Raw genomic sequence first — 26678 nt, 5'->3', positions numbered from 1 at the left:
ATTTTATAACCAGTATGCATTGCTTAAATTTTAAAAGACTTTAGTTTGATTATTGGGAAGCTTTGTTTGCATTTGAAAGACCATGCCCTCGGATTTGAACCAAAAGGCAAAAGCCCAGCCACTGCTGAGCTTTTTTGTCGGGATGGCCGGATTCGAACCGACGACCTCAAGCACCCCATGCTTGCGCGATACCGGGCTACGCTACATCCCGAAGTTTTTTAGACTACTAACTGAACTTCATTTCCTGTTGTTAATGAACCACTTACAATATTATGCGAGTTAATAATTATGTTGATTCTCTGCTTTAATTCTAGTTTGAAAATACTTGGGAGTACAAAAAGGAGTACAGTTCCCCTTGTTTTATTACCTCTTGTAAATTTAGTGTCCGAAACTAACTGGGACAAAACTGAGTGAAGTCTAGCCAATGGGTAAACTATTTTTCCCAAAATGAAAAAAGGTATAGAACACCTTTAAATACTAAAACACCACCAAGTAATGCAACTACCATTTGCATTACCATTGACCATCCTATCTGCTCCGGATTTTTTAACAATTGATATATTACTATTGCAATAAGACCTGGAAATGCTGCTGCTATTGTTGTTCTTTTTTTGTTTGTCATTGGTTCTAGATTATTAGGTAACGCAAGATAACTTTTTCGATTGAGGACAGCAAAGTTGAAAACCCCATTATAACAGCACTAGGCTCGTTATAGTGTGCTTTGAGTGATAAAGTTAATTGCGAATTTTGGATTGAAACTAGGGACAAAACTTAGTTTAATTAATCGTTTTATAAGGGTAGAATCTTTTTTATGTCCCAAACAGTTTACCTTTTAAAATGTAAAACTAGCTTATTCAGCTACCAATAGTTCACGGTTATCACCAATTTTGTGATTTATTCGACGTCCGGTAACAACATAGCCGTCAACAACCTCTCTTTTTACAACACCGTCAATTTCGTACTTAATTTCTATTCTATGTTCTATGCAATTCTTGGTAATAGGGATCCACTCAATTTCAGTTTGCCCCGGCTGTAAATCTTGAATGGTTCTTTCATCACACCCGATTACCGAAATATTTGTTAGAGGCTTGCCCGTGTTATTTTTAAATCTCACAACAACTGTGTTAAACAACACGAAGACGAAATGAGCATAAAGGAATACGATTGGAATATTCAAAGACATTATGCCTGCCGTTAGCAAGACTCTTTTCCTCCTCTCTTTTTCCTTTAATCCCTTTAGAGCGAGTTTTACCAATAGAAAGAGATTAGCTACCCCAAGAAAAAGAAGAATAGGCAAACTCCCCAACGCGATAAATTCATTTGTAAAGAAAAATAGAATAAGGAGTCCAGTTCCAATAAGGAAGGAGGCGAAACTTACTTTTTGACTTCTTTTTATTAGTTCATTAGTTTCCATAAATATATTTCTGCAGTATGTCGGACAAAACTTATCAAAAAACACTGGATGAGACAGATTTTGTCCCAACACATTTAAAAGGCATTTTGTTAACTATTATTCTTTATTAATTCTTCAATAATGGTTAAGAAATAATTGTTTACTGGATATATAGTTTCACCTGTTTCACGATTAATATCGAAAGGATAATTTCTCTGTATATATCTTATAAACCCTTCTTTGTCAACGAATATATTGCGGGGTAAAGCTGGAATTTTTAGGGTCTTTTTATATTCTTCTCCATTTTCCAACATTTCAAAATTAAAAGGTTTTCTTATAAGAAAATTCTTTAAATCATCCTTAGCGCAGGTATTTTCTGTAATAGCAACGAAATTCATTTTGTCGCCATACCTTTCTTTCAATTCGTTTAATTTGGGTATTTCTTCGACGCAAGGTTTACAAGCTATAGCCCATAGATTGATGAGCGATGGCTTTCCGATTAGTTGAGTAGAAGAAAATTCATTTCCATTTAAGTCCCTCAATTTAAATTGAGGGAGCTTTTTATTAAGCAACAAAAAGAGAGAATCCTGTTTAAATGTAACCTCAAATTTATTATCAGTACTCGAATCACTCTTAAGAGCTTGAAACTCCAAATAATTAATTATTGAATCCTTCTTAATAATTCGGTGATATATAGTAGGTTTTAATAGGTAATTTTTGGGTAAGGACTTTACCACTGTCTCAAACGCTGAACGCACAGATCTTTCACTATATAAAGAGTCAGCGTTAAACGTATAATAATTAGTTTGCCCATAGCCAAATTGGAAAAGCATTAATAATAACGGAAGTAATAGTTTTTTCATTTTTTAATGTTGTGTTGCATAGTGCATAATCGAACCCAATCGTCTGCTCAATATATTAAAATGATTTTGACTTCAAAGTTTGGATAATTTTGTAGAAGAATTGTAGTTGGGACAGAACTTAGTTAATTAATCATTTTATAAGGGAAATATCTGATTTTTGTCCCAATATTTAAAAGGGGTAACAGTTCGAATAGCATTATTGAAATAGGTTAATTATATGCCCATTGTAAATTTACTGTCCGAAATTAACTGGAATATAATACTCTTGTCTTGCCCCCACCTGAAAATAGTAACCATTTCCTGAAGGATCAGTAATATATTGATAGTAACAGTTTAAAATTGGACTCCAAATAAAGAACCTTTAGGCAGAAAAACTTCTCCATTTACAAGACATCCAAAAGTTACCTATTTGAGTCTCAGCTGGAAGAGCGACAATGCCTATTTTCTCCTTTTTACAGGAAGAGGTAAGAGTTTGTTTTTTCATGATAAATAAAGAATTAAGGAATGATTGGAGAATGAGTTGATTAATAGCACTGACAGAACGAGCGAGCCGTCTGCGAGTTGAGAGAGGGTCAAAAAAATGAAGCCCGCGAGGGCGATTTTTTGATATGTTCGAAGAACACAAGGATTGGCGCTGTTTTTGACCAAGGGCTGTGTTTGGGACTCAAAAACTGTGACGATCCGCAGCCCTCTCGATCCGCAGGCGAGCCAAACCAATCAGACGGTGAATTTTAAATGGATGAAGTGTTAGCGGAATCCTTTTAAAATTCAAAGTAGTCTGATGATGAGGAGTGCAGAAGCATTTGCCATCTATAGGGTGCGTGTTTGCAAAGGTTGAAAAAGGTCCAAAATTAGCTTTAATCGCCCAAACGTTTGAAGCTCATGATAGTTTTTGAATGAAAATTCTTGAATTGATCAGCTTATTATTTTTTTGGATTTTTTTTGCAGATAGGCGTTGGGGTTGTGCTCAATAGCTCCGGCAGGAAGCCATTGCCACCATATACCCAAATCTCTTTTAATAATATTTGAATAGAAAGAAGGCAGTTGTTGTGTTTCTCCCTCAAAATATTGACGGAAGCCCTTATCCTCCACCAAGTTTTTACGTACCTGGTGATAAAACTTTAAACGACCCCACCCCTCTGATGACACAGCCCGCATGAGATTCATCCACTTTGAAGTAAAACAGGGGGTTGCTGCACAACGACGGAAAATCGCCTTTTTAGAAAATGAATATGCGGTTAAATCGATCACCCTATCGTAAAAATCTACCCAATCATAGTTTTTGGGCTTTAAGTTCATAGCCAGGTGATTGTTGAGGAAATGGAAAGGGAAGGCCAATACCCGATTATCTTGCTGGTACTCCAGGTTGAGAGGAGCCGCTTCACCAAATGCCGAGAGTAGTGAATAACCCGGAAATGCTGCCGGTGAAAGATCCACAAAGCGTTTCGTAAGTTCAAATGGCTCTGCCCCTGCATCACTGTCAAGGCCCAATACAAAATTGGTTTGAAGATAGGGGATATAACGAAAGATCATGTTAACATGCTCTGAAATCCGGTGAAGTTTCTCCTCACCGGTGCTATGGGTAGTTCGTGATTTATTACCCAGTTCATACCAGGATTCTATGCCGGGTAATATAGCGTTGAAGCCGTTCTGTTGCATTACCTTTAGATGGTCTTCAGTGAGAATTGACAGGCTGCTTTCCGCAATAAATTGAAAACTTTTGGGCGGTGCGGCGGAGGCAATCGCATCAATATAATTGTCAAAACGCACTCCGAAATTAGGGTCGTGCCAAGCTATCAAGGGCTTTTTTAATTTGGTAAGCAAAAAACGCAAATCATTCTTCAGTGTTTCAAAATCCAACGGCTGATAAGGCACTGTTGCATCGATGCAAAAAGAACAGGTATAAGGGCAGCCCATACTGCCAATCATAGGCACTATTTTGAGAAAAGGCGCTTTTTTCAAAGTCGACTCAATGAATTTCCATCGTTCCATTACACTGGGCAGGCTTGCAGGCTGACCTGTTTCTGAAAGGTATTTACCTTCAGGTCGTTGAGGTGCGCAATTATGCATAATCCGGGCAATAGTCGATTTATGAGTGAAACCCACTACATAGTCGAAATACTTAACCGAATCATCCGGGTATGCACGGGCGTGTGGCCCACCCAACACTGTAACAATACCTTGGCTACGAAAATAATTGCTGAGTGCATAGGCCAACAAAGCCGCCTGGGTGAAAGCACTAATGAATATAATGTCCATTCCCTGGGGCAGTTCTTTGGGTAAGTCTTCCCGACCGGTATAACAAATCAATTTTACTTCATGTCCTTCCTGCTCACACCATGTTGCAACCACTTGCGGCATAATGCTGGCCATGTTGGCATGCATTATTTTGGCCCACAATGAATCAGTAGGCCCTTTACTAACCAGATCAATAATTCCAATCTTTAATTTTGGCATATATTTATAATCGGTTTCCTGAAAACTCTTGAAACCTTTGTAAAAGGTCGCTGGAACGATGGTAGAAAATAAACCTAAAGATAGTTTTTTTTAACTATCTATTACAGAGTTAGTTATTCAAATTTTAATTATAATCCAATTAAAGGAGTCTTTATCGCAGAAAGTGAGTTAAAAACGAAAAAACTCCATAGCAGTGAACTGCCCCCATAAGTGTCTAACTTTATGGGGGGCAGTACACTGTTCACTACGGAGTTTTATTAAGTAGGTTTGAAAATGCAATTATCAGGCTTAATTTCCCGACTGCTTTTTGGATGATTGCATTAGGTAAATAATTAAGAACCCCAAAATAGGAATGGCAATAGCTGTGAACTTAAGCACTCTTTTTAGCGTTTTTGGCATAGGAGTGTCTTTTTCCATTATTTCTAATAACGTCATAGATTTATAAATTATAATTACAGAAATAACACACGCGGCTATTAAACCAAGTTCTTTATAGGTCATGATTAATTTTATAAGGGTGATTTAATTAAAGTTCTTAGATTTTAAAACTAAAAATAAAATTCTTATGACGCAATTGATATTTTAAAGAAAATTGGGAGTATTTCACCGGAAGAGAAGACAAAAATTGATTTGATAGGGCTATATTTTAACATTTTAAAAGGTAAGTGATTTCTTTCAGAATGACTTCAGCCAATAGTAAATTAATCTGGGGAATGGTACTGCAATAACTAAAAACAACCCAAATAACCAAAACTGAAAGAAGTTAACCACCAAGAGAATAACAAATACTAACTCAACGAGGGTAATGATAAGTTGTAGAACTTGATTTGACATAACTGTTTCAGTTAATAGTTTTAAAATCCTTGGCTTTACTAACATCTGCTTTTTTTTGATAGATTAACGCTGGTACTTTTATCGTGGTAATTATTCCATAAATTTGTTAGAAGCCAACGTGTATCCCATGAGCAAGGTTAACAACAACTATGCATACTTAATCACCAAACTCGACGAGTTCATTCGTAAGTATTATAAAAATAAATTGATTCGCGGAACCATATACGTTGTTGCCGCATTGGCTGCAGGCTATATTTTGGTTACCGTTAGTGAGTATTACTCTTATTTTTCAAGTGGATTTCGATCGGTTATTTTTTACAGCTTCATTGCTCTTGCTCTTATAATTCTTTGTTTTTATGTGCTTCGTCCCCTACTCGCTTATTTCCGCTTAGGACAAGTTATCAATCATAAAACCGCATCAGAAATTATCGGAAATCATTTCCCGGAAATAAAAGATAAGTTGCTAAACACTTTACAGCTACACAACATGGATGCCGCTGCTGCAGAAAGAAACTCATTAATTGAAGCCGGTATCAATCAAAAAATTCAGCAACTGCGCCCCATTCCATTTACCTCAGCCATCAATCTAAAAGAAAACAAAAAATATGTTAAATACGCGTTGATACCGGTTGGTTCCCTTTTATTAATTGGTGCAGCGGCTCCTGCTGTGTTAAAAGAGGGTACTACACGTTTGGTGAATTACAATAAAACCTTTGAACGCAAAGCTCCCTTCCAATTTAATGTGAGCAATAAAAAGTTGCAGGCATTTCAAAACGATGATTTTACGCTCGAGCTAAAAATGAGCGGAGAAGAAATTCCGCAAGATATTTATTTAATTGAAGGAGAAAACCGATATAAACTGGATAAAGTAAACATCGTCAACTTTAAATACTTGTTTAAAAACCTGCAAAAAAGTCAAACTTTTCAACTCTTTGCCGATGGCTTTTATTCAAAAGAATTTAAACTGGAAGTCTTGCCAAATCCTACCCTGGTTAATTTTCAAGTAATGCTCATTTACCCTGCTTATATCAAAAAGAAAAACGAGGTGGTAAATAACAGCGGTGATTTAACTATTCCGGCTGGTACGGTAGTGAGCTGGAATTTCAAAGCAGCCAATACTGAAAAACTGGAAATGGTGTTTGACAATGCCCCCGTTTCAGCCAACCGCGATGATGATAATACCTTTAGTTTTTCAAAACGCTTTTTAAAATCAAGCAGATACGCTATCCACACTCAAAATAATTTTGTTGATAAGAAAGACTCACTGAGCTACACAATCAATGTTACTCCCGATCTGAGTCCTTCTATCACTGTTCAGGAGCGCCGGGATTCCATCAGCACCAAACAGTTTTATTTTGGCGGTGAGATAAAGGATGATTATGGCTTCTCCAAACTAACCTTCAACTATCAACTACTGAATAAAAACCAAAAACAAATTCATACAAAACCAATTTCCATTTCGCTAAACAATACTACTGATCATTTCTTTTTCGATTGGAATTTGGATGAAGCAGGAATTGAGCCTGGCACTGAACTCAGTTATTATTTTGAGGTATTTGACAATGATGCCGTTTCGGGTCCTAAGTCTACTCGTTCTGAAACCCGTACATTAACCTTAGCTACCAGAGCCGAAATTGCCCAGCAGCTGGAAAAGAACAGCGATCTGTTAAAAGATAAAATGAAAGATGCGCTTCAGCAGGCTTCAAAACTGCAGCGCGATGTTAAGAAACTGAATGATAAACTCGCCGATAAAAAATCCCTGACTTTTGAAGAAAAGAAACAGGTTAAAGATTTAATCGACAAACAGAAACAACTGGAAGAAGCTGTAAAAGATATTCAGGAGCAGAATAAGAACAATAACATTCAAAACTCAGAATTCAATCAGCAGGATCAGCGAATTTTAGACAAGCAAAAGCAAATTGAAGACTTGTTTAACAACGTACTTGATGAAAAGACGAAAGACTTGTTGCAAAACCTGGAGAAGTTGCTGGAAGAAAACAACAAAAACCAAACGCGCGAAGAACTCGACAATATGCGTATGGATAACAAAAATCTGGAGAAAGAGCTCGATCGGATGTTGGAACTTTACAAACAACTGGAGTTTGAACAGAAACTGCAACAAAGCATCGATAAATTAAGTGAACTTTCCGATAAGCAGAAAGAACTTTCTGATCAATCAAAAAATCAAAACTCGGATAATGAAAAACTGAAAAAAGAACAGAAAAACATTAACGAGCAGTTTAATGAGCTTAAGAAAGACCTGAATGATTTGGAGAAAAAGAATGAACAGCTTCAAAACAAAAATGATTTTGAATCTCCTGAAGAAGATCAAAAAGACATTCAAAAGGATTTAGACAACAGCCAACAGAATTTAGAGAAGAGCAACAAACAAAAAGCTGCTGAATCACAAAAGGACGCTTCGCAGAAAATGAAGAACCTGTCGAACAAAATGCAGCAAGCACAGCAGCAAATGGAAGGTAAAGCACTCGATATTGACGTTCAGAGTTTACGCGAGATTTTAGAGAATTTGTTGAAGGTTTCGTTCGAACAGGAAAAATTAATGCAACAATTTAAAACCTTATCTATTAACGACGGAAGATATAACACACTGGTACAGAAGCAGAAAGAACTAAAAGATGACTTAGGTATGGTGCAGGATAGTATTTTTTCTTTAAGTAAACGTATCCTTGAGATACAATCTTTCGTAAACAAGGAAACCGAGACAATAAAAACCTACATGGATAAAACCATGGAGAATTTAGCCGATCGAAGAATTGGGGAAGCCGCAGGTACACAGCAGTATATTATGACCTCTGTAAATAACCTTGCCGTGATGTTAAGCGAAATTCTTGATCAGTTGCAAAATCAGCAATCATCGGGCATGGGCAAAAGCAAATCAAAAAACAAAAAGCCCAGCTTATCGGCGATAAGCAAAATGCAGGAAGAGCTGAATAAGCAAATACAACAAATGAAGAATGGCATGAAGCCAGGTCAACAACTGCAACGCGGGCCGCAAAGTGAACAGATTGCAAAGATGGCACGTCAGCAACAGGCTATACGCAATGCATTGCAGGATATTAACCAGGAACAAAACAAAGACGGAAAAGGAAAACTCGGTGATTTGGATAAACTATCCAAAGAGATGGAAAAAACCGAAAGTGAATTGTACAACAAACAGCTAACCCAGGAGATGCTGAAACGTCAGCAGGAAATTAAAACCAGCCTGCTGGAAGCTGAAAAGGCCGAACGTGAACGCGATATGGATGAAAAACGTGATGCTAAACAAGGCAAGGATCAAACGGCTGATTACAAAAAGGTTTTCGAGCAATATCAGAAAGCCAAACAAAGTGAGTTGGAATTGTTAAAAACTGTTCCTCCTGGCATAAATTCATTTTACAAATCGAAAATAAATCTTTATTTTAACTTATTGAATAATGGTAAGTAATGTGATGGTTAACGAAGTATCGACTGAAAAAAGTAAACTTTATACTTTACAATTAAGTTCAAAATTGGAAAGCATAGTGCAATTAGAAAGTTTTATTGATCGCATTGCTGCTGAATATAACATTAGCGACGAAAACTATGGCAATATTATGACGGCCATAAATGAGGCAACAATGAATGCAATTGTACACGGCAATAAAAACGACGAAAGCAAGAAGGTTTACATTAATCTGGAAGTACAAAATAATCATAAACTTATTTTTACCATTGCCGATGAAGGCGAAGGCTTTGATTTTAGAGCTGTAGCCGATCCTACCCTACCCGAAAACCTTGAAAAAGATTGCGGTCGTGGTATTTTCATCATGAAACACCTAGCTGATCGCTTAGTGTACAATGATTCAGGCACGCAAGTGGAAATTCAGTTTAATTTATAATTTCTGATAGTGTTTCTCTCTAAATGGGAGAAACACTATGTCATACTTCTTATTTTCTTTCCTATAAGATCTAAACATTCCGATTATCTTTGCCCAATGGCAATTTCTTTTTTTACCGAGGATATAAAATTCGACCTAAAAAACAAGCTGGCTGTTAAAAAGTGGATACAAGCGACCGCTAAAGCTGAAGGAAAAAAACTCAAGGAGATTAATTACATCTTTTGTTCTGATGAGTATTTACTCAACATTAACCAAACCTATTTAGATCACGATACTTACACCGATATTGTAACCTTCGATAATTCAGAAAAGGAAGGTGAAATTATAAGCGATATTTTTATCAGTGTAGAGCGCACAAGAGAAAACGCTCAAAAGTTTAGTGTGCCCGAAATAGATGAGCTACATCGCGTAATGATTCACGGCGTATTGCATTTATGTGGTTATAAAGACAAAACCGACGCTCAACAGAAATTGATGAGAGAAAAGGAAGATTTTTACCTGGGAACCAGAAGCTAAGCTCTTTTTACATTAACCGTATTAAACACAGCGGTTGGTATCGGATATTCATTTTAATTAAAAAACAGATTTTCAATTCATATAAAAACAAAAGCAGCAAGAGCTCTTAATTGAACTTGCTGCTTTTTTTTCTGAAAGTGTTTTGTTTTTAATAGGCCATCAAGAACCCGCTAATTTTAATGGCCGTTTGTGAGCTTACTGCTCATGCGGGTTTTATTGCATTTAAAACTATTGTTTTTTCAATTCAGTAACATTCACTCGTGATGGAGTATCTTTTCCGTTAATGATTGTACCTGAGCTCAAGGCAATCGACTTGATAATATTTGTCATATTATTCATATCTAACGTTTCAAATTCATCACTCGCTTTGTGGTAATTAGCTTCATTATCCATTTTAGAGGTAGAAATGGTATGAGCTGGAACTCCTAGTCTGGCCAGTGTTGCATTGTCGCTGCGGTAAAATAATTGCTGTTCGGTATACGGATCCGGGTAGAATTTGAAATTCGTTCCAACAAGATTTTTTTCGAGTATTTTACCCATATTGGTTTTCTCATATCCTGTAATATAAGCCGAGTTTAATCCCCACTTACTTTCTGTGCCAATCATCTCAATATTGAACATAGCTACAACCTTATCAGGATTGTATTGCTGAGAAAAGTATTGCGATCCAAATCCACCAATTTCTTCAGCAGTAAATGCTGTAAATATGATCGTTCGCTCATTGTTGTTCAAAGCCTTAAAATAGTTAGCGAGCATAATAACCGCAGTAGTTCCTGAAGCATCATCATTTGCACCATTATAAATAGAATCTCCATTAACTGGCTTATAAACACCTAAATGGTCATAATGGCCTGAATAAATCACATATTCATCTTTCTTTTTCTTTCCTGGCAACACTCCTACTACGTTTGATAGCTTAAACTCTACGATCTCGTGTTTTGCTTCAAAAGAATAGGTTGATGCGCTTGCAGGCGCTAAAACAAACACAGTGTTGTATGCTGATTTAAAAAGATATCTTTTTAAACCGGGCAGTCTTTTAAAATTTTGTGCTAATGCAGTATCAACAATAACTATTTGATTTTTTTTGGAATTAACGTATTCCATTGCCTTTTCAAAAAAATTATCGTCTGCCTTTATACTAACTGTTTCATATCCGTCCTTCTCCGTTACTTTTAATTCAGGTTGTGAAGTAAAAAAGGTAATATTATTGGTTTCTAGTGGCTTATTATTCCAATAAGCGGTGGCACTTACAAATTTTGGACGAATCATCAAAAATTGCTGAAGATAAGAACCACTATTATTAACCGTTTGTAATCCAGCCTTTTTGAATTCAGCTGAAATAAAATCGGCAGCTTTGTCAATGCTTGGTGTAAAGGTTTTACGACCCTGCATATCATCAGCAGCCAATGTTTTTTCTATACGTTCTACTTCTGCCTTACTGATAATGGCATCAATATTTTGTGAAAATGCGAAAGAGCTTATTGTTACCAATAAACCAGATAAAAGAAATCGTTTCATACTAAGTTGTTGAAAAATTGCGCATAGATAAGATTTATTCCTATAAAAGAATAAAATGCATCCAAAATAATACTAAGCATCGCTCAACTACTTTTCTGAGATGTAGCTGAAATAAAAAAGCAAGACCCGATTTTTCGAAGCCTTGCTGCATTAATATTTTGATTTTACTGTTCCCTTTTAATTCAGTTCCATCGGAACATCAATAATCAACAGTTCTGTATAAGTGTTGGTAGTAACCTTTATTTTATCGGTATCCCATACTCCAATTGCATCTCTTGCACTCAGTACATTACCCTCCACTTCTGCTTCCCCATTTAAAATAAATAGATATGCTCCGTTGCCTGATTTTTGAATTTTGTATTCAACTTGTTTTCCCGGGTCAAAATTACCCAAGCTAAACCATGCATCTTGGTTTATAGCAACCGAACCGGCATTTCCATCAGGAGAAACCACTGTCAGTAATTTATTGATGCGGGATGCGGGATGAAACGTTTTTTGCTCATAAAGCGGTTCTATGTCACGTTTTTTAGGAAATACCCAAATTTGCAAAAACTTAACTTCTTTTTCTCTTGAATGATTAAACTCTGAATGCCGAATACCGCTACCTGCCGACATAATTTGCACATCATGGGTATGTATCACTTCATTTCTGCCAGTGCTATCTTTGTGTTCCAATTCACCTGAAAGCGGAATACTAACAATTTCCATATTATCGTGTCCGTGCTCACCAAAACCCATTCCAGGCGCAACCGTATCATCGTTAAGTACTCTGAGTAAACCAAAATTCATTTTTTCAGGATCATAAAAACTTGCAAAACTGAATGAGTGATAACTATCTAACCAACCATGATTCGCATGACCACGGTCACTGGCTTTATGGAGTATCTTTTTCATACTTTAATTAATCCTTCCTTAAATTAGAAACAAATATAAGTATAAACATTAAATGTTATAACATATATATTAATTATTCTGTTATAAATTCTGTCATATACGCATCCTTTAAATTATAATTTACTTATAATCAGTTAACTGTAAAAATGATTTGTAATTTTATACTAAAATTAAAAGCCATGAAAAAGATTGTGTTAATTATCGGACTGTTGTTGTTCAACCCATTATTTTTACTGGCCCAAGCCCGTGATTATAGAGTGGTGTTTGACTTAACCAGCAAAGACACAGTGGATCAGAGATCGGTAATCCGCTGGATAAACGAGATTTCAAATTCAACAAAAGATGCCAAAATGGAGGTTGTTCTCTATGGAAAAGGGCTGGATTTGGTGGTAAAAGATAAATCGACGATGGCTAATGACATAGAACAACTTGCTAAGAACAAGAATGTTTCATTTAAAGCTTGCGCAATAGCGATGCAAAATCAGAAAGTTGACAAAACTCAGTTGATACCCGGAGTAGAAATTGTTCCTGATGGTATCTATGAAATAATATCGAAGCAAAGAGATGGCTGGGGATACATTAAAGCCACTCGTTAATAGTTTGAGATTACAAAAGGCTTACCTGATACAAAACTCATCAGATAAGCCTTTTGTTTAAATTATCCGGCATAACCTAACATTACGCTACAAGCAATAATAATTAGAACAAACAAAGCTATTATAGTATATAATGTATCACGTTCAAGTACAAAACCGATAATTGAAAAAACAACCCTTGCTATTGGCGTGCAAATTAAAATAAGTACACCTAACTGGATAACAGCCTGTCCCTTGAAATTTAAAATTCCCTTTATAATCTTATAAATATCAGTATAAAGTGCTTTACTACTATTAAATGTAGCATAATCAACTGTGTTGGATGCATGACGAATTAAATAAATACCTCCTCCAAACACTACTACTATAATTGAAAGCAAAACCCCTATCACTAATAAAGAAGCGATAGAAACTTCAATATCATTATTTCTTAAATTTCTAAGCATAGTTTTCATATTTGCCCACTTAGCCCTTTATATATCATTTGAATTGCCAAAAAAGTCACCACTATACCAAAAAGTATACGTATCCAATTAGATTCAGTCTTAACCAATATTTTAGAGCCCACGAATGCCCCCAGTAAAACACCGAGTACAACGGGCATTGCTAATCCCGGATTAATATAACCACGTTGCCAGTAAACAATAGCACTGGTGGTTGCAGTTACTCCAATCATAAAATTGCTGGTAGTTGTCGAAACTTTAAAAGGCATTCGCATTATATTATCCATTGCAATAACTTTTAATGCACCAGAACCTATCCCTAATAAACCAGATAAAATTCCGGCAAGAATCATCATAAAGAAACCACCAATAACATTGCAAACACCATAATGAACTATAGTATCAATACTAGTATAACTCCCATTTAGTCTTAATCGCTGTGAAACAAGACTTGGCACTACTGAATGTTCAGGCTTTTTCATAAAAGAGAAAACTGCAGATGTGATCAAAACAACACCAAATAGAATTGCAATAAGATTAGTTGGGGTGTAAACTGCCAATATAACACCAATGATAGCACCTAAAGTTGTGGCAATTTCAAGAAACATTCCAATACGGATATTAGTAATCCCTTCTCTTACATAAGCCACAGCAGATCCCGAAGAAGTGGCAATAACCGATACAAGAGAAGCCCCTATCGCATAATGAATATCAACATGGAGCAATAAGGTTAATAAAGGAATAATTACCACTCCTCCCCCCAAGCCAGTTAAAGAACCTAAAAATCCTGCTACGAAAGCACCTAATAATATTATTATTGTAATTGTAAGTACAGTCATGAATAAAATAAAAGCTCCAAAATTACTTAATACTCAAGGGGTATCCTAGTCATTTTTCTAACTATTAAAATATCTTTATATTTAATACACATATTACAAATCATACAACAATCACTCTGATTACAACGATTTGGCCCTGGTTTAACCATTTAGCTTACCATTAAAGGAAGAAAAATGTCTGAACTTTCTAAAATAAAAGAAGCCTTTCAACGAACTATAAAGGCTTTAACTCAACGACCCTCCGTTGGACTGGGAACAGGCCTAACAAAAATTCACATTAGTAATGGATTAACCTGCGAAATAGTGGAAGGTCCTTGGAAACTTACAGCAGATATGCCCAAACAGGCAGGAGGAAATAGCAGTGCTCCTACTCCTGGTGTTTATGGAAGGGCAGCCTTAGGTAGTTGTTTAGCCATTGGGTATATGATGTATGCAGCCAAACTTGATATAGCTATTATTTCTATTGAAGTGGAAGTACAAGCAGATTATGACGATGGAGCCTTATTTGGAACATCTGATATTCCGGCTGGCTATTCTGAGGTCCGATATAAGGTAATTATTAAGAGTAATGCCTCAGAAACTGATATTTTAAAAGTTTTAAACGAAGGAGATGCCCATAGTCCTTATTTAGATGTTTTCAGTCGCGCACAAAAGTGTTTACGGGAAGTAGTAATCATCCCAATTTCTAACTCATAAATCAATAATCGGATGGATGCCCAATTACAAAAGCGAATTCAACGTTACGGATGGGATAAAGCAGCCTCTTATTATGAACAATACTGGCAGCAACAGCTTGAACCCGCACAAACTGAATTATTAAACATGATCGTTCCGGGTAAAGGTGAATACGTGCTCGATGTAGCTTGCGGTACCGGATTACTAGATTTTAAAATTTCAGAAATGGTAGGTTCTAGCGGAAAGGTACATGGAACCGATATTTCGGAAGGAATGATTGAAATTGCTAAAAAATCAGCGAAAGATTTGGGTATAAATACAGTATCCTTTGAACGTATGGAGGCAGAAGAGTTAAATATAATTAATTCAAAGTATGATATAGCACTCTGTTCTTTAGGCTTAATGTATGTACCCGATGCTCAAAAAGCAATACAAGAGTTATTTCGGGTACTTAAACCGGGTGGCCGTGCAGGTGTAGCTGTTTGGGGTAAGCGAAGTAATTGCGGATGGGCAGAAATTTTTCCAATAGTAGACAAACGTGTTACTTCAGACGTTTGTCCTTTATTTTTTCAATTAGGAACTGGAAATACTTTACAATTGGTATTAAAAAATGCAGGTTTTATCAATATAGTATCTAAAAGAATAAATACTATTTTACATTATGCATCAAAAGAAGAAGCTTGTAAAGCTGCCTTTATTGGCGGTCCTGTAGCGATGGCATATTCCCGTTTCACGGAAGAAACCAAAAAAGAAGCTCATAAAGAATATATCCACTCTATTAAATCCTTTAAAAAAAGAAATAACTATTTCATCCCTGGTGAATTTGTAATTACCATGGGTTACAAATCTTAATCCTACTCTCCTCTTAGTTCAACCGGAATACAAAAAAGATTTAATCAACTCTCAATTAATCCCAATAATGTTCCACGTGAAACAAAGATTAATCATCCTTTAAATAACATAAATAGTTCATCTAGCTAAAATTCAAGAATAGTATCTTTGCAGTTCGAATTATACCAATACAGGTATGTTTCACGTGAAACATTAAATTAGAAGTATGTTTAATGAATATGATGTAATTGTAGTAGGCGCTGGTCATGCCGGATGTGAGGCTGCCGCTGCTGCTGCAAACCTAGGTTCAAAAGTTTTATTAGTTACCATGAATATGGGAACTATTGCACAGATGTCATGCAACCCGGCAATGGGTGGTGTTGCTAAAGGACAAATTGTACGAGAGATTGATGCTATGGGTGGTTATTCAGGAATAGTAACTGATAAAACAACCATTCAATTCAGAATGCTTAACCGATCTAAAGGACCCGCAATGTGGAGCCCAAGGGCTCAAAATGACAGATTGCGCTTCCATGAAGAATGGAGAATCATGTTAGAGAATACTCCCAACGTGGATTTCTTCCAGGATATGGTAAGCTCCCTCCTAATAAAAGGAAACACTGTTTATGGTGTAAAAACAGCCATTGGTATTGAAATAAAAGCGAAGTCGGTAGTATTAACAAATGGTACATTCTTAAACGGATTAATCCATATAGGCGAGAAAAGATTTGGCGGAGGAAGAATGGCAGAGAAGGGTGCTACAGGTTTAACAGAACAACTAGTAGAACTTGGTTTTGAATCAGGTCGGATGAAAACCGGTACCCCTCCCCGTATTGACGGTAGATCAATTAACTACGCTGTAATGGAAGAACAACAAGGTGACGAGGATAGAGGTCGATTCTCTTATAGCAATGTTGAATTACCAAAGGATCAACGCAGTTGTTACATTACCTATACAAATGAAGAAGTTCATGGTATTCTAAAAGAAGGCTTTGATCGTTCGCCAATGTTTACAGGCAGAATTAAAGGATTAGGCCCACGTTACTGTCCTTCAATAGAAGATAAAATCAACCGCTTTGCTGAACGTACGCGTCACCAAATATTTGTTGAACCAGAAGGCTGGAATACCGTTGAAATATATGTGAATGGTTTTTCCACGTCATTACCTGAGGATATACAATATAAAGCATTGACTAAAATTCCTGGTTTTGAAAATGCTAAAATGTTCCGTCCAGGTTACGCAATTGAGTATGATTTCTTCCCTCCTACCCAATTAAACCTAACCCTTGAAACAAAACGCATCAGTAATCTATTTTTTGCCGGACAAATCAATGGTACAACGGGATACGAAGAAGCCGCAAGTCAAGGATTTATTGCCGGTATTAATGCACATCAAAAAGTAAATGATTTACACGAAGTAATACTTAAACGTTCTGAAGCGTACATAGGAGTATTAATTGATGATTTAGTAACCAAAGGAACAGAAGAACCTTATCGAATGTTTACCTCAAGAGCTGAACACCGATTATTACTTCGTCAGGATAATGCTGATATTAGATTAACACCATATGCGCATCAATTGGGCTTGATATCAGATGAACGTTTAGAAATTGTACAAAATAAGGTTAAAAACTCTGATGACATCGTATCATTTATGCGCAACAAATCAGTTGAACCAGGAGAAATAAATAGCTTATTACAAGAAAAAGAAACATCTCCTATTCAACAAAACACAAAGGTGTTTAATCTATTATCACGACCACAAATAGATATTGCAGACCTAGTTAATAATTATGCTCCTCTTAAAGAATTTGTAAATGGTTTTGATAAGGAAACAATTGAACAAGCAGAGATTAAAGTAAAATACGACAGCTACTTTGAAAAAGAATTAGACATGGTCTCGAAACTTCAAAGAATGGACAATCAAGAAATTAATCCGGAATTTAATTACGATCAATTGGTTTCATTGTCGAAAGAGTCGCGTGAAAAATTAAAAAAGATAAAACCTCGAACTTTAGGTCAAGCATCACGAATTTCAGGTGTTTCACCGGCCGATGTTTCTGTTTTAATGGTTCATATATCTAAGTAATTGATAATCAATATATTAAAATATAAAATATTGACGCATTTAAATCAATTATAAAGCATTATCTCAAAATTTTAATATTATAATTCATAAAAGGGTTAAAATCGTTTAAAACGCTTAAAAACGTGAAATTTTCAAAAAAGTCATTTTCAATCAAAAATTACATACAGTTTTCAACAATTTTAACCCTAATCATTGGTTCTTGTGCGAGCATTGTTTCTCCGCAAGGAGGACCGCGGGATTTGACTCCACCCAAACTTTTAACAATTGAACCAAAAAATAAAACGACAAATTTTACAGCAAAAAAAATTGTGATTGAATTTGACGAGTATGTTCAATTGAAAGATCAATACAAAGAAATTACGGTAAGTCCTGAAATGGAAACTCCGCCTGAAATTTCCGCTAAGAAAAAAGAAATCGTAATTAAACTAATTGATACTTTACAAAAGAATACGACCTACTCCATCAACTTCGGAAAATCAATTACCGATGTACACGAGTCAAATGAAATGAAAAATTTCAAATATGTGTTTTCTACCGGAAACTATATTGATTCTTTAAAAATTTCAGGAAGTGTTTTATTTGAAGGAGATACTACAATAGTAAAAGATGTTCAGGTAGGATTGTATCCCGACAGTCTAAAATGGGTTGCTAAAAGAAAACCTTTACTTTATACGCTGAGTGCAGAAAAAGGAAAGTTCGAAATCACTAATGTTAAAGAAGGCAAATACCGAATTTTTGCCATTAAGGATGTAAATAATAATAAACTTTTTGATGAAGAAGAAATGCTTGGTTTTTTACCAAATCCTATTTATTTAAAAAAAGATACATCCGGAATAACTCTTACCCTTGCTCATCAATTTCCTGAAAAACTAAAGGTAACCGAATCAAAATACTATGAAGGAAAAATAAGATTAAAACTTAACGGTAAAACGGATACACTTTTAGCAAAAGCATTATACCCTAAGGAATTTGAAAATAATATTCTGGTGGATAGAAATGAAAAAGATTCAATTGTTTTGTGGTTACCAACACAAAAATTTGATTCAACCAAAATTGTGGTATCAACTGAAAAACAAATTATTGATACAATAACAATCAGAAATTACAATCAGGAGGCAAAATTTAGTCCAATTAAAATAACCGATAATCTAAAAGGAGAAAGTTTAATGCCTGGAGAAAAGTATAAATTAATATTCTCCAGACCATTAAAAGATCCTAACCTTTCAAACATTGAAGTATTACAGGACAGTGTAAAACTCAGAAATTATAAAGTCCGTTTAAATCCACAAAATGCAAGGGAATACTTTATTGAATATCCTTGGGATTCAACGAAACATTACGAGGTAAATATTAAAGAAAATCAATTTAAAGATAACTTCGGGAAGTTAAATTTGAAGTTTCAACGTAGGTTTAAACAAGATTCAGTAGGTAATTATGGAATATTAGACATCAATCTTACTATTCCGGAAGGAAAACAATACCTTATTAAATTAGTAAACAGTTCGAACGAAGAAGTAAAGAAATTGGTTGCTCCTAAAACAGGAATTTACAAACTAACTATCTTACCTCCAGATAAATATAAAATAATATTCACCGAGGATGTAAACAAAAATGGAAAGGCAGATTTAGGAGATTACCGAAAAAATCTTCAACCGGAAAAAAATACATATTATCCGGATGAAATTTCTGTAAGAATCAACTGGGAACTTGAAATAAAATATAAGCTGGAATAATTATTTAAACCAGCTTGAATACATTACATATCTTCCGGGTAACTGCTCAACCAAATCATGTTGTTGATCAGTTACCTTTTTTATTTTTTTAGCAGGTATGCCGGCATAAATATAACCAGCTTCGCAATGGGTTTTTTCTAGAACAATAGATCCTGCTGCTATGATACAGTGATCTTCAACAACCGCATGATCCATAACGATGGCCCCCATTCCAATTAAAACGTTATCATGAATGGTACAACCATGTACAATTGCCATATGTCCTATTGAAACATTATTCCCAATAGTGGTAGCAGCGGTTTTATAGGTACAATGAATAATTGCACCATCTTGTATATTCGTATTATCACCAATCCGAATACTATTTACATCACCACGAATTACTGCATTAAACCATACGCTGCAGTTATCCCCCATCACAACATCACCAACTATTGTACTATTTTCAGCAATAAAAGAATTATCACCCAAAATTGGCTCAATTCCGTTTACACTTTTAATTAATGCCATATTAAAATATAATATCGTGATTTTCTTCAACCGACTGATTTGGATAATCGGTATTATAATGCAAACCTCTACTCTCTTTACGCATCATGGCTCCTTTAATTACCAAAAATGAAACTTGAATCAAATTACGCAATTCACACAAATGCATGGAAAGCTTGGTTTTTTTATAAAAATCTTCCGTTTCATTATATAACAATTCCAACCTGCGTTTTGCTCTGTCTAAACGAAAATCAGAACGTACAATTCCAACATAATCACTCATCAATCGTTGCATTTCACGAATGTTATGAGTTACTAATACATCTTCATTCGATTGAACAGTACCAAATTCATTCCAATCCGGAATATTTTCCTCAAAGCCAATATTTTCGAAATCCTTTATAGCCGATTGATAACTACGTTCTGCAAATACCAAAGCTTCTAATAATGAATTTGATGCCAAACGATTTGCTCCATGTAATCCGGTAGATGAACATTCTCCACAAGCATATAAATTTTCAATTGTAGATCTTCCCCATTCATCCACTAAAATTCCACCACACATATAATGGGCAGCCGGAACAACAGGAATCATATCTTTACTCATATCAATGCCTATACTTAAACATTTAGCATAAATATTAGGGAAGTGAGTTAAAATATCGGCTTTCTTAACATGACGTATATCTAAATAAACAAAATCAGAACCCGACTTTTTCATTTCAGCATCAATGGCACGTGCAACAATATCACGAGGAGCTAATGATTTACGTTCATCGTATAAATGCATAAACTCTTCTCCCTTTTGAGTTTTCAACACTCCACCAAATCCACGAACAGCTTCAGAGATTAAAAAAGAAGGATATTCACCAGGATTATATAAAGCGGTAGGATGAAATTGGATAAACTCCATATTTCGAACTTTACCTTTTGCTCGATAAACCATTGCTACACCATCACCAGTGGCAATAACCGGATTGGTGGTATTTGCATAAATATGCCCTGCCCCACCTGAAGCCATTAAGGTAACTTTAGCTAAAATCTTTTCGACCTCATGGGTAATGGTATTTAAAGCATAAACACCAAAACATTTAATATCGGTTGAACTCTTATTTACTTCTTCACCTAAATGATGTTGAGTAATAACTTCAACTCCATAATAATGTGTTAAAATTTCAATATTAGGATGTTGATGAATTTGTTCTAATAAAACACGCTCAATTTCAAAACCCGTTATATCTTTATAATGCAGTACACGATGTTCAGAATGGCCGCCTTCTTTTGCTAAATCATACTGACCTTTGGTGGTTTTATCAAAATTGGTTCCGTACTCGATAATTTCATTGATGCGATCAGGACCTTCTTTTACTACAATTTCAACAATATGTGGATCACATAATCCATCACCTGCAATTAATGTATCCTCTATGTGTTTTTCAAAAGAATCAGACTTATCAACAACAACTGCAACACCCCCTTGAGCATATTTAGTATTGGACTCATCTTCATTAGATTTTGTAACAATACAAACAGTTCCATGTCTTGCAGCTTTTAATGCAAAACTTAATCCGGCAATACCGGATCCAATAACAAGAAAATCGACCCGCTTCATTAGTTGGACATATATATAAATTACCTATTAAACAACAATGTTAATAAGTTGAGCAAAGATGTTAATTTTGTGTACGAAAGTAATGAGTAAGTTTAAAAAAGACGTCTAAAAAAGCTTTTTCAAACATATTGGAGAAAGTTTTCGTTCTATTGATGAGGCGATATCAACATCTTTTACCATAAACTAACACGAACAACTTATAAACGTTATAAACAACACTAATAAAAATAGTAAAAAGTAAACAACATAAAATCAACTTATTAAATTAAACTTTGTGTTAATAGAATGTTAATAAGTATTTAATAAGCTTTAAAAAAATAGCTAGTAACAAAACTTTTCCACTAAACTAACACTATAATAAAGGCAAGATTTTTTAAATATTTAAAATTCTATTATTAATTAAGTGTGTTAGTAAACAACAAAACAACAATGAATTTAAGCACCGAGGCCCCCGAAGTTTTACTTGAGAAAGGATATCTTAATTACGAAATTGATCCGACACTTGATCTTTTTGAAGAAATTGAAAAACTTAAAAAAGAAAAAAATGCGGTGATTTTGGCTCATTATTATCAGGAACCTGATATTCAGGATATTGCAGATTATATTGGTGATAGTTTAGGCCTCTCCCAAGAAGCTGCAAAAACCGATGCAGATATTATAGTTTTTGCAGGTGTGCATTTTATGGCGGAAACTGCTAAAATTCTTTCGCCCAATAAAAAAGTACTTTTACCGGATTTAAAAGCGGGTTGTTCATTAGCCGATACCTGTCCGCCTGATTTGTTTTCAAAGTTTAAAGAAAAATATCCTGATCATACGGTTATTATGTATGTAAATTCCACTGCTGATATTAAAGCAATGAGTGATATTGTTTGTACCTCAACAAATGCTGTTCAAATTGTGGAAAGCTTACCAAAAGATGAAAAAATCATTTTTGGACCGGATAAAAATTTAGGTGCATGGGTGGCAAAGAAAACTAAACGTGATATGGTTTTATGGCCAGGCTCATGTATGGTGCATGAAATATTTTCGTTAGAGAAAATTACGAAATTGAAAAATCGTCATCCTAATGCGAAATTCATTGCCCATCCTGAATGTGAAGATCATGTTTTAAAGCTTGCTGATTATATCGGATCAACCACCGGATTGCTCAAATACACTATTAACAGCCTTGAACAGGAATTTATTGTAGCTACCGAATCTGGAATTATTCATCAAATGCAAAAGGCATCTCCGCATAAAACATTTATTCCTGCACCGCCAACCAATAGTTGTGCATGTAATGATTGTCCGCATATGAAGCGCAATACCTTGGAAAAATTATACCTCTGTTTAAAATATGAATTGCCGGAAGTAAATCTTTCTAAGGAGTTGATTGAAAAATCGGTAAAACCAATTAAGCGAATGCTTGATATTTCAGCTCAATATGGCTTATAATCTATTTATTTAAAGTTTATAGAGGCGTTGTGATCAGTTCATGACGCCTTTTTTGATAATATGCCGTTTTTTCAAAAAAAATTCCCCGCTTCGCGGATCCTTTTGAAAACTTAGTCACCCATTTTATCAGAATTATTAACATAGGTTTTCAAAAAAATTTTCCCCGCTTCGCGGAACAATAAATATTAAACCATTTTACTTGAGAAACTATAAAACAGTTATATTCAACTAACTATTCTATATAATTGAACATATCAATAAAAAATATTTTTAAAAACTATAGAAGTATAGTTTGGCTATTGATCGGAATACTTACCGGAAGTATAATTGGTTTGGTGTTGGGTAAGAAAGTTGAAATAATAAAACCTTTAGGAGATATATTTTTAAATCTGCTTTTTACCTCTGTAATTCCTCTTATTTTTTTCGCCATTGCTTCTTCCATTGCCAATATTGAGCAAATGGGAAAATTCGGCAAAGTAATGGGTTCAATGCTACTGGTTTTTGCCTTTACCACGCTCCTATCTGCTTTTTTAATGATCCTTGGTGTTAAATTATTTCCGATTGTTGATAACTTAAATTTAACAATGGCTGAAAATCCTTCAGGAAAAATCCCAACCTTTGGTGAACAAGCCACACAGTTATTAACAACAACCGATTTTTATGAGTTGCTTTCAAGGAAAAGCATGCTTGCGCTTATTATTTTTTCTATACTGGTTGGAACTGCCACATTGAAAGCAGGAAAGGCTGGTGAAAAGTTCAAAGATTTTATAAATGCAGGAAATGAGGTTTTCAAATGGGTGATTAGTTTAATAATGAAGGCGGCTCCTATTGGGTTGGGAACATACTTTGCATACTTGATTGGTGTTTTTGGACCTGAACTGTTTGGGAGCTATGCTCATTCATTAGCACTTTATTATTGTTTTTGCCTGATTTACTTTTTTGTAATGTTTAGTTTTTATGCCTGGATTGCGGGAGGAAACCGAGCGGTAAAAAGTTATTGGAGCAACAATGTATTACCCTCGCTTACTGCGCTCGGCACCTGCAGCAGTGTTGCAACGATTCCGGCCAATATGGAGGCAGCCGAAAATATGGGTGTTTCTAAATCAATAAGTGATGTAACGATTCCATTGGGAGCTACATTGCATAAGGATGGTTCAAGTATTGGTTCTGTTATTAAAATCGGATTGGTGTTTGCAATTTTTGGTAAGAATTTATCGGGGATTGATGTAGTTTTTACCACATTAGGAGTTGCAGTGCTAACCAGCATTGTTGAAGGAGGAATTCCGAATGGAGGCTATATAGGTGAATTGTTTATTGTTACAGCATTTAGACTGCCTATTGAAGCATTATCGGTATTGATGGTGATGGCCACGTTAATTGATCCAATGGCAACGCTTTTAAACGCTACAGGCGACACCGTTGCTGCGATGATGATATCAAGGATCACTGAAGGGAAAAACTGGGTAAATCACAAACTAACCGTAGACGCTTAATTTTTAAAAAAATTTCCGGGGCTTCGCCCCTATTTATTTTACACGAGCGATGTTCAAAAAAACATTTTTTCTATTTACGGTCACCATGACTACTGTTTGCTCTGCTCAAAAAATTGATCTTCGAAAGGAGTTTGGTTGCGAGCAACTCATCATTGTGACTTCCGCTGATTGGCAAGCTATTCAAGGAAAAATGAATGTTTACGAATGGAAAGATAATAGTTGGAATGCGGTTATGAAAAACATTCCCATTACCTTAGGAAGAACGGGTTTAGCCTGGGCCAAAGGTCTTCAAAACAGTAAATGGAACACCGGCGAATTAAAAAAGGAAGGTGACGGAAAATCACCTGCCGGAATATTCCGAATAGGGGGTTTATTTGGTTATGGAGATTTGGAAACTAAAATGAACTACTTGAAATTGAATCAAACTACTTTCTGTGTTGATGATACTGCTTCTTCAAATTATAACAGAATTGTTGATACAGCTACGGTTAGTAAAAACTGGAATTCCGCCGAAAAAATGCGCCGAAATGACGATCTATACAAATACGGCGTGTTGGTTGATTATAATAGCGAGAACGTTATTGAAGGAGCCGGCTCTTGCATTTTTATCCACATTTGGCGTGGAAATGATCAACCAACTTTAGGTTGTACTGCAATGACAGAGGCTAATATTTTGAAATTGATTCATTTTCTCAACAAAGAAAAAAAACCTCTGTTGGTTCAAATGCCGGAAAAAGAGTTGCAAGAATTTAGTAAAGAGTATAAACTGCCGTCGCATTAAGCAGATTAGCTTTCATTGTTTACCTTTGCAATTCAAATTATTTTCTAACGAAAAATTCTCTATCCGGAGATTAACCATAAAATGAGCGAAATTTTTGAAAACAGCGGATTCTCCACTTTGAAAGATCTGGGAGAGTTCGGATTGATAAATCACCTTACTGAACACATCAAGTTGTATCATAATTCAACCGTGAAAGGCGTAGGAGACGATGCTGCGGTTCTGGATTTTCCCAACAAAAAGGTTTTGGTCTCAACCGATATGTTGATCGAAGGAGTACATTTCGATTTAATGTATATGCCCCTAAAGCATCTTGGCTATAAATCGATAATCGTAAACCTGTCGGATATTTGCGCCATGAATGCAAAGCCAACTCAGGTTACAATTTCATTGGGTATTTCCAGTCGTTTTACGCTTGAGGCTATTGAAGAATTGTACAGCGGTATTTTGCTGGCCTGCAATAAATATAAAGTTGATTTAGTCGGCGGTGATACCTGTTCATCTCAAAAGGGATTAATTATAAGTGTTACCGTTTTGGGAGAAGCGAACCAGGAAGACATTGTATATCGCAATACAGCGAAAGCTGGAGATTTATTATGCGTTTCTGGAGATTTGGGCGGGGCATACATGGGCCTGCAAATGCTGGAACGTGAAAAAGCGGTTTTTTTGGAGAACTCAAACATTCAGCCTGATTTAGAAGGTAAGGATTATATTGTTGAAAGACAGCTAAAACCGGAAGCCCGGGTTGATGTACCAGAAACGTTGAAAGCTTTGGGAATAAAGCCAACTGCTATGATTGATATTTCTGATGGATTAGCTTCTGAAACCTTACACATAGCAAACAGTTCAAAACTGGGTTGTAAACTGTATGAAGAAAAGATTCCTATTGATCCGATGACTTATGATACAGCCCGTGATTTTGGATTAGACCCAACTGTTTGTGCGTTGAGTGGTGGCGAAGATTATGAATTGCTATTTACGGTTAGCCAAAGCGATTACGATAAAATCAAGTTCCAGCCGGATATCTCCATTATTGGACACATGACCGATGAAAGTGAAGGTTGTTACCTGATTTCTAAATCGGGGAATGCTCACACTTTAACAGCTCAAGGCTGGGATGCATTTAAAAAATAGACAAAAGAGCTATTTCGAAACGTTTTCGTCGCGATTTATACACTTTGGAATCATAGTGGATTGACCAAAATCAAGACGGTTGCTTTCAGCCCGATGATGGTGATCAAGTTGTTAATATGGGAATTCGTGGGTTAATCCCGACTGTAAAATTAAAAGAAAGACTCCGGGTATGGAGCCTT

General features: G+C 35.5%; 23 protein-coding genes and 1 tRNA gene. 12 read left to right on the top strand and 12 right to left on the bottom strand.

Annotated features, from left to right (window positions below; genetic code table 11):
- Window positions 1-137 precede the first annotated feature (137 nt).
- From FN756_RS06195 to FN756_RS06170, 6 genes are all read right to left on the bottom strand, one after another.
- Window positions 138-211 (bottom strand) — tRNA-Pro (locus FN756_RS06195).
- A gap of 222 nt (window positions 212-433) precedes the next feature.
- Window positions 434-622: a hypothetical protein gene (locus FN756_RS06190; RefSeq protein WP_142602446.1), complete on the bottom strand. Its 189-nt coding sequence runs from the start codon at window positions 620-622 to the stop codon at window positions 434-436.
- Window positions 623-850: 228 nt separating this feature from the next.
- Window positions 851-1414 (bottom strand): hypothetical protein, encoded by a 564-nt coding sequence (locus tag FN756_RS06185; RefSeq protein ID WP_142602444.1) that lies wholly within the window; start codon window positions 1412-1414, stop codon window positions 851-853.
- Window positions 1415-1503: 89 nt separating this feature from the next.
- Window positions 1504-2256 carry a TlpA family protein disulfide reductase gene (locus tag FN756_RS06180; RefSeq protein WP_142602443.1) on the bottom strand — a complete coding sequence of 251 codons (753 nt, stop codon included), beginning with the start codon at window positions 2254-2256 and terminating at the stop codon, window positions 1504-1506.
- A gap of 915 nt (window positions 2257-3171) precedes the next feature.
- Window positions 3172-4713: a B12-binding domain-containing radical SAM protein gene (locus FN756_RS06175; protein WP_142602441.1), complete on the bottom strand. Its 1542-nt coding sequence runs from the start codon at window positions 4711-4713 to the stop codon at window positions 3172-3174.
- A gap of 288 nt (window positions 4714-5001) precedes the next feature.
- Window positions 5002-5214 carry a hypothetical protein gene (locus FN756_RS06170; RefSeq protein WP_142602439.1) on the bottom strand — a complete coding sequence of 71 codons (213 nt, stop codon included), beginning with the start codon at window positions 5212-5214 and terminating at the stop codon, window positions 5002-5004.
- A 460-nt stretch (window positions 5215-5674) separates the two neighbouring features.
- Between FN756_RS06170 and FN756_RS06165 the strand changes: the two genes are divergently transcribed.
- From FN756_RS06165 to ybeY, 3 genes are all read left to right on the top strand, one after another.
- Window positions 5675-8992: a DUF4175 family protein gene (locus FN756_RS06165; protein WP_185955202.1), complete on the top strand. Its 3318-nt coding sequence runs from the start codon at window positions 5675-5677 to the stop codon at window positions 8990-8992.
- The gene (locus FN756_RS06160; RefSeq protein ID WP_246085436.1) at window positions 8982-9425 is read left to right on the top strand and encodes an ATP-binding protein; all 444 of its coding nucleotides are present in this window, start codon (window positions 8982-8984) and stop codon (window positions 9423-9425) included. Before FN756_RS06165 ends, FN756_RS06160 begins: the two co-directional genes overlap by 11 nt.
- A gap of 96 nt (window positions 9426-9521) precedes the next feature.
- On the top strand, window positions 9522-9941 hold the full coding sequence (gene ybeY, locus FN756_RS06155; RefSeq protein ID WP_142602436.1) for an rRNA maturation RNase YbeY: 420 nt from the start codon (window positions 9522-9524) through the stop codon (window positions 9939-9941).
- 228 nt (window positions 9942-10169) lie between these two features.
- Here ybeY and FN756_RS06150 read toward each other — a convergent pair whose 3' ends face one another.
- Together FN756_RS06150 and FN756_RS06145 are read right to left on the bottom strand one after the other, a co-directional pair.
- Window positions 10170-11459: a M28 family peptidase gene (locus FN756_RS06150; protein WP_142602432.1), complete on the bottom strand. Its 1290-nt coding sequence runs from the start codon at window positions 11457-11459 to the stop codon at window positions 10170-10172.
- Window positions 11460-11636: 177 nt separating this feature from the next.
- Window positions 11637-12353, bottom strand: coding sequence for a pirin family protein (locus FN756_RS06145; protein WP_142602430.1), 717 nt, complete (start codon window positions 12351-12353; stop codon window positions 11637-11639).
- 179 nt (window positions 12354-12532) lie between these two features.
- On the opposite strand from FN756_RS06145, the gene FN756_RS06140 reads away from it, so the two are divergent.
- A complete protein-coding gene (locus FN756_RS06140) occupies window positions 12533-12949 on the top strand; it encodes a DsrE family protein (RefSeq protein WP_185955201.1) in 417 nt (138 codons plus the stop codon).
- 62 nt (window positions 12950-13011) lie between these two features.
- On the opposite strand, the gene FN756_RS06135 is transcribed toward FN756_RS06140, so the two are convergent.
- Both FN756_RS06135 and FN756_RS06130 read right to left on the bottom strand, forming a co-directional pair.
- Complete coding sequence (locus tag FN756_RS06135) at window positions 13012-13395, bottom strand: DUF1634 domain-containing protein (RefSeq protein ID WP_185955200.1); 384 nt, start codon at window positions 13393-13395, stop codon at window positions 13012-13014.
- Window positions 13396-13400: 5 nt separating this feature from the next.
- On the bottom strand, window positions 13401-14231 hold the full coding sequence (locus FN756_RS06130) for a sulfite exporter TauE/SafE family protein (protein WP_142602425.1): 831 nt from the start codon (window positions 14229-14231) through the stop codon (window positions 13401-13403).
- Window positions 14232-14405: 174 nt separating this feature from the next.
- On the opposite strand from FN756_RS06130, the gene FN756_RS06125 reads away from it, so the two are divergent.
- The 4 genes from FN756_RS06125 to FN756_RS06110 all read left to right on the top strand — a co-directional run bounded on the left by FN756_RS06125 (window position 14406) and on the right by FN756_RS06110 (window position 19559).
- Window positions 14406-14927, top strand: coding sequence for an OsmC family protein (locus tag FN756_RS06125; RefSeq protein ID WP_142602423.1), 522 nt, complete (start codon window positions 14406-14408; stop codon window positions 14925-14927).
- Window positions 14928-14939: 12 nt separating this feature from the next.
- On the top strand, window positions 14940-15758 hold the full coding sequence (locus tag FN756_RS06120; protein WP_142602421.1) for a class I SAM-dependent methyltransferase: 819 nt from the start codon (window positions 14940-14942) through the stop codon (window positions 15756-15758).
- A gap of 205 nt (window positions 15759-15963) precedes the next feature.
- Window positions 15964-17826 (top strand): tRNA uridine-5-carboxymethylaminomethyl(34) synthesis enzyme MnmG, encoded by a 1863-nt coding sequence (gene mnmG / locus FN756_RS06115; protein ID WP_142602419.1) that lies wholly within the window; start codon window positions 15964-15966, stop codon window positions 17824-17826.
- Window positions 17827-17948: 122 nt separating this feature from the next.
- On the top strand, window positions 17949-19559 hold the full coding sequence (locus tag FN756_RS06110) for an Ig-like domain-containing protein (RefSeq protein WP_185955199.1): 1611 nt from the start codon (window positions 17949-17951) through the stop codon (window positions 19557-19559).
- Here FN756_RS06110 and FN756_RS06105 read toward each other — a convergent pair whose 3' ends face one another.
- Both FN756_RS06105 and nadB read right to left on the bottom strand, forming a co-directional pair.
- Window positions 19560-20069, bottom strand: coding sequence for a gamma carbonic anhydrase family protein (locus FN756_RS06105; protein WP_142602415.1), 510 nt, complete (start codon window positions 20067-20069; stop codon window positions 19560-19562).
- A gap of 1 nt (window position 20070) precedes the next feature.
- A complete protein-coding gene (gene nadB / locus FN756_RS06100) occupies window positions 20071-21660 on the bottom strand; it encodes an L-aspartate oxidase (protein WP_142602414.1) in 1590 nt (529 codons plus the stop codon).
- A 429-nt stretch (window positions 21661-22089) separates the two neighbouring features.
- On the opposite strand from nadB, the gene nadA reads away from it, so the two are divergent.
- The 4 genes from nadA (at window position 22090) to thiL (ending at window position 26499) form a co-directional block, all read left to right on the top strand.
- A complete protein-coding gene (gene nadA, locus FN756_RS06095) occupies window positions 22090-23094 on the top strand; it encodes a quinolinate synthase NadA (RefSeq protein ID WP_142602412.1) in 1005 nt (334 codons plus the stop codon).
- Between the two features lie 245 nt (window positions 23095-23339).
- Window positions 23340-24587: a dicarboxylate/amino acid:cation symporter gene (locus FN756_RS06090; protein ID WP_142602410.1), complete on the top strand. Its 1248-nt coding sequence runs from the start codon at window positions 23340-23342 to the stop codon at window positions 24585-24587.
- Window positions 24588-24636: 49 nt separating this feature from the next.
- Window positions 24637-25368 (top strand): L,D-transpeptidase family protein, encoded by a 732-nt coding sequence (locus FN756_RS06085; RefSeq protein ID WP_142602408.1) that lies wholly within the window; start codon window positions 24637-24639, stop codon window positions 25366-25368.
- A 90-nt stretch (window positions 25369-25458) separates the two neighbouring features.
- Window positions 25459-26499, top strand: coding sequence for a thiamine-phosphate kinase (gene thiL, locus FN756_RS06080; protein WP_142602848.1), 1041 nt, complete (start codon window positions 25459-25461; stop codon window positions 26497-26499).
- Window positions 26500-26678: the final 179 nt, after the last annotated feature.

Source organism: Solitalea koreensis (genome assembly GCF_900182575.1).
Classification (GTDB): Bacteria; Bacteroidota; Bacteroidia; order Sphingobacteriales; family Sphingobacteriaceae; genus Solitalea; species Solitalea koreensis.
The sequence above is the reverse complement of the archived record's forward strand: the minus strand, read 5'-3'. Positions and strand labels throughout refer to the sequence as shown.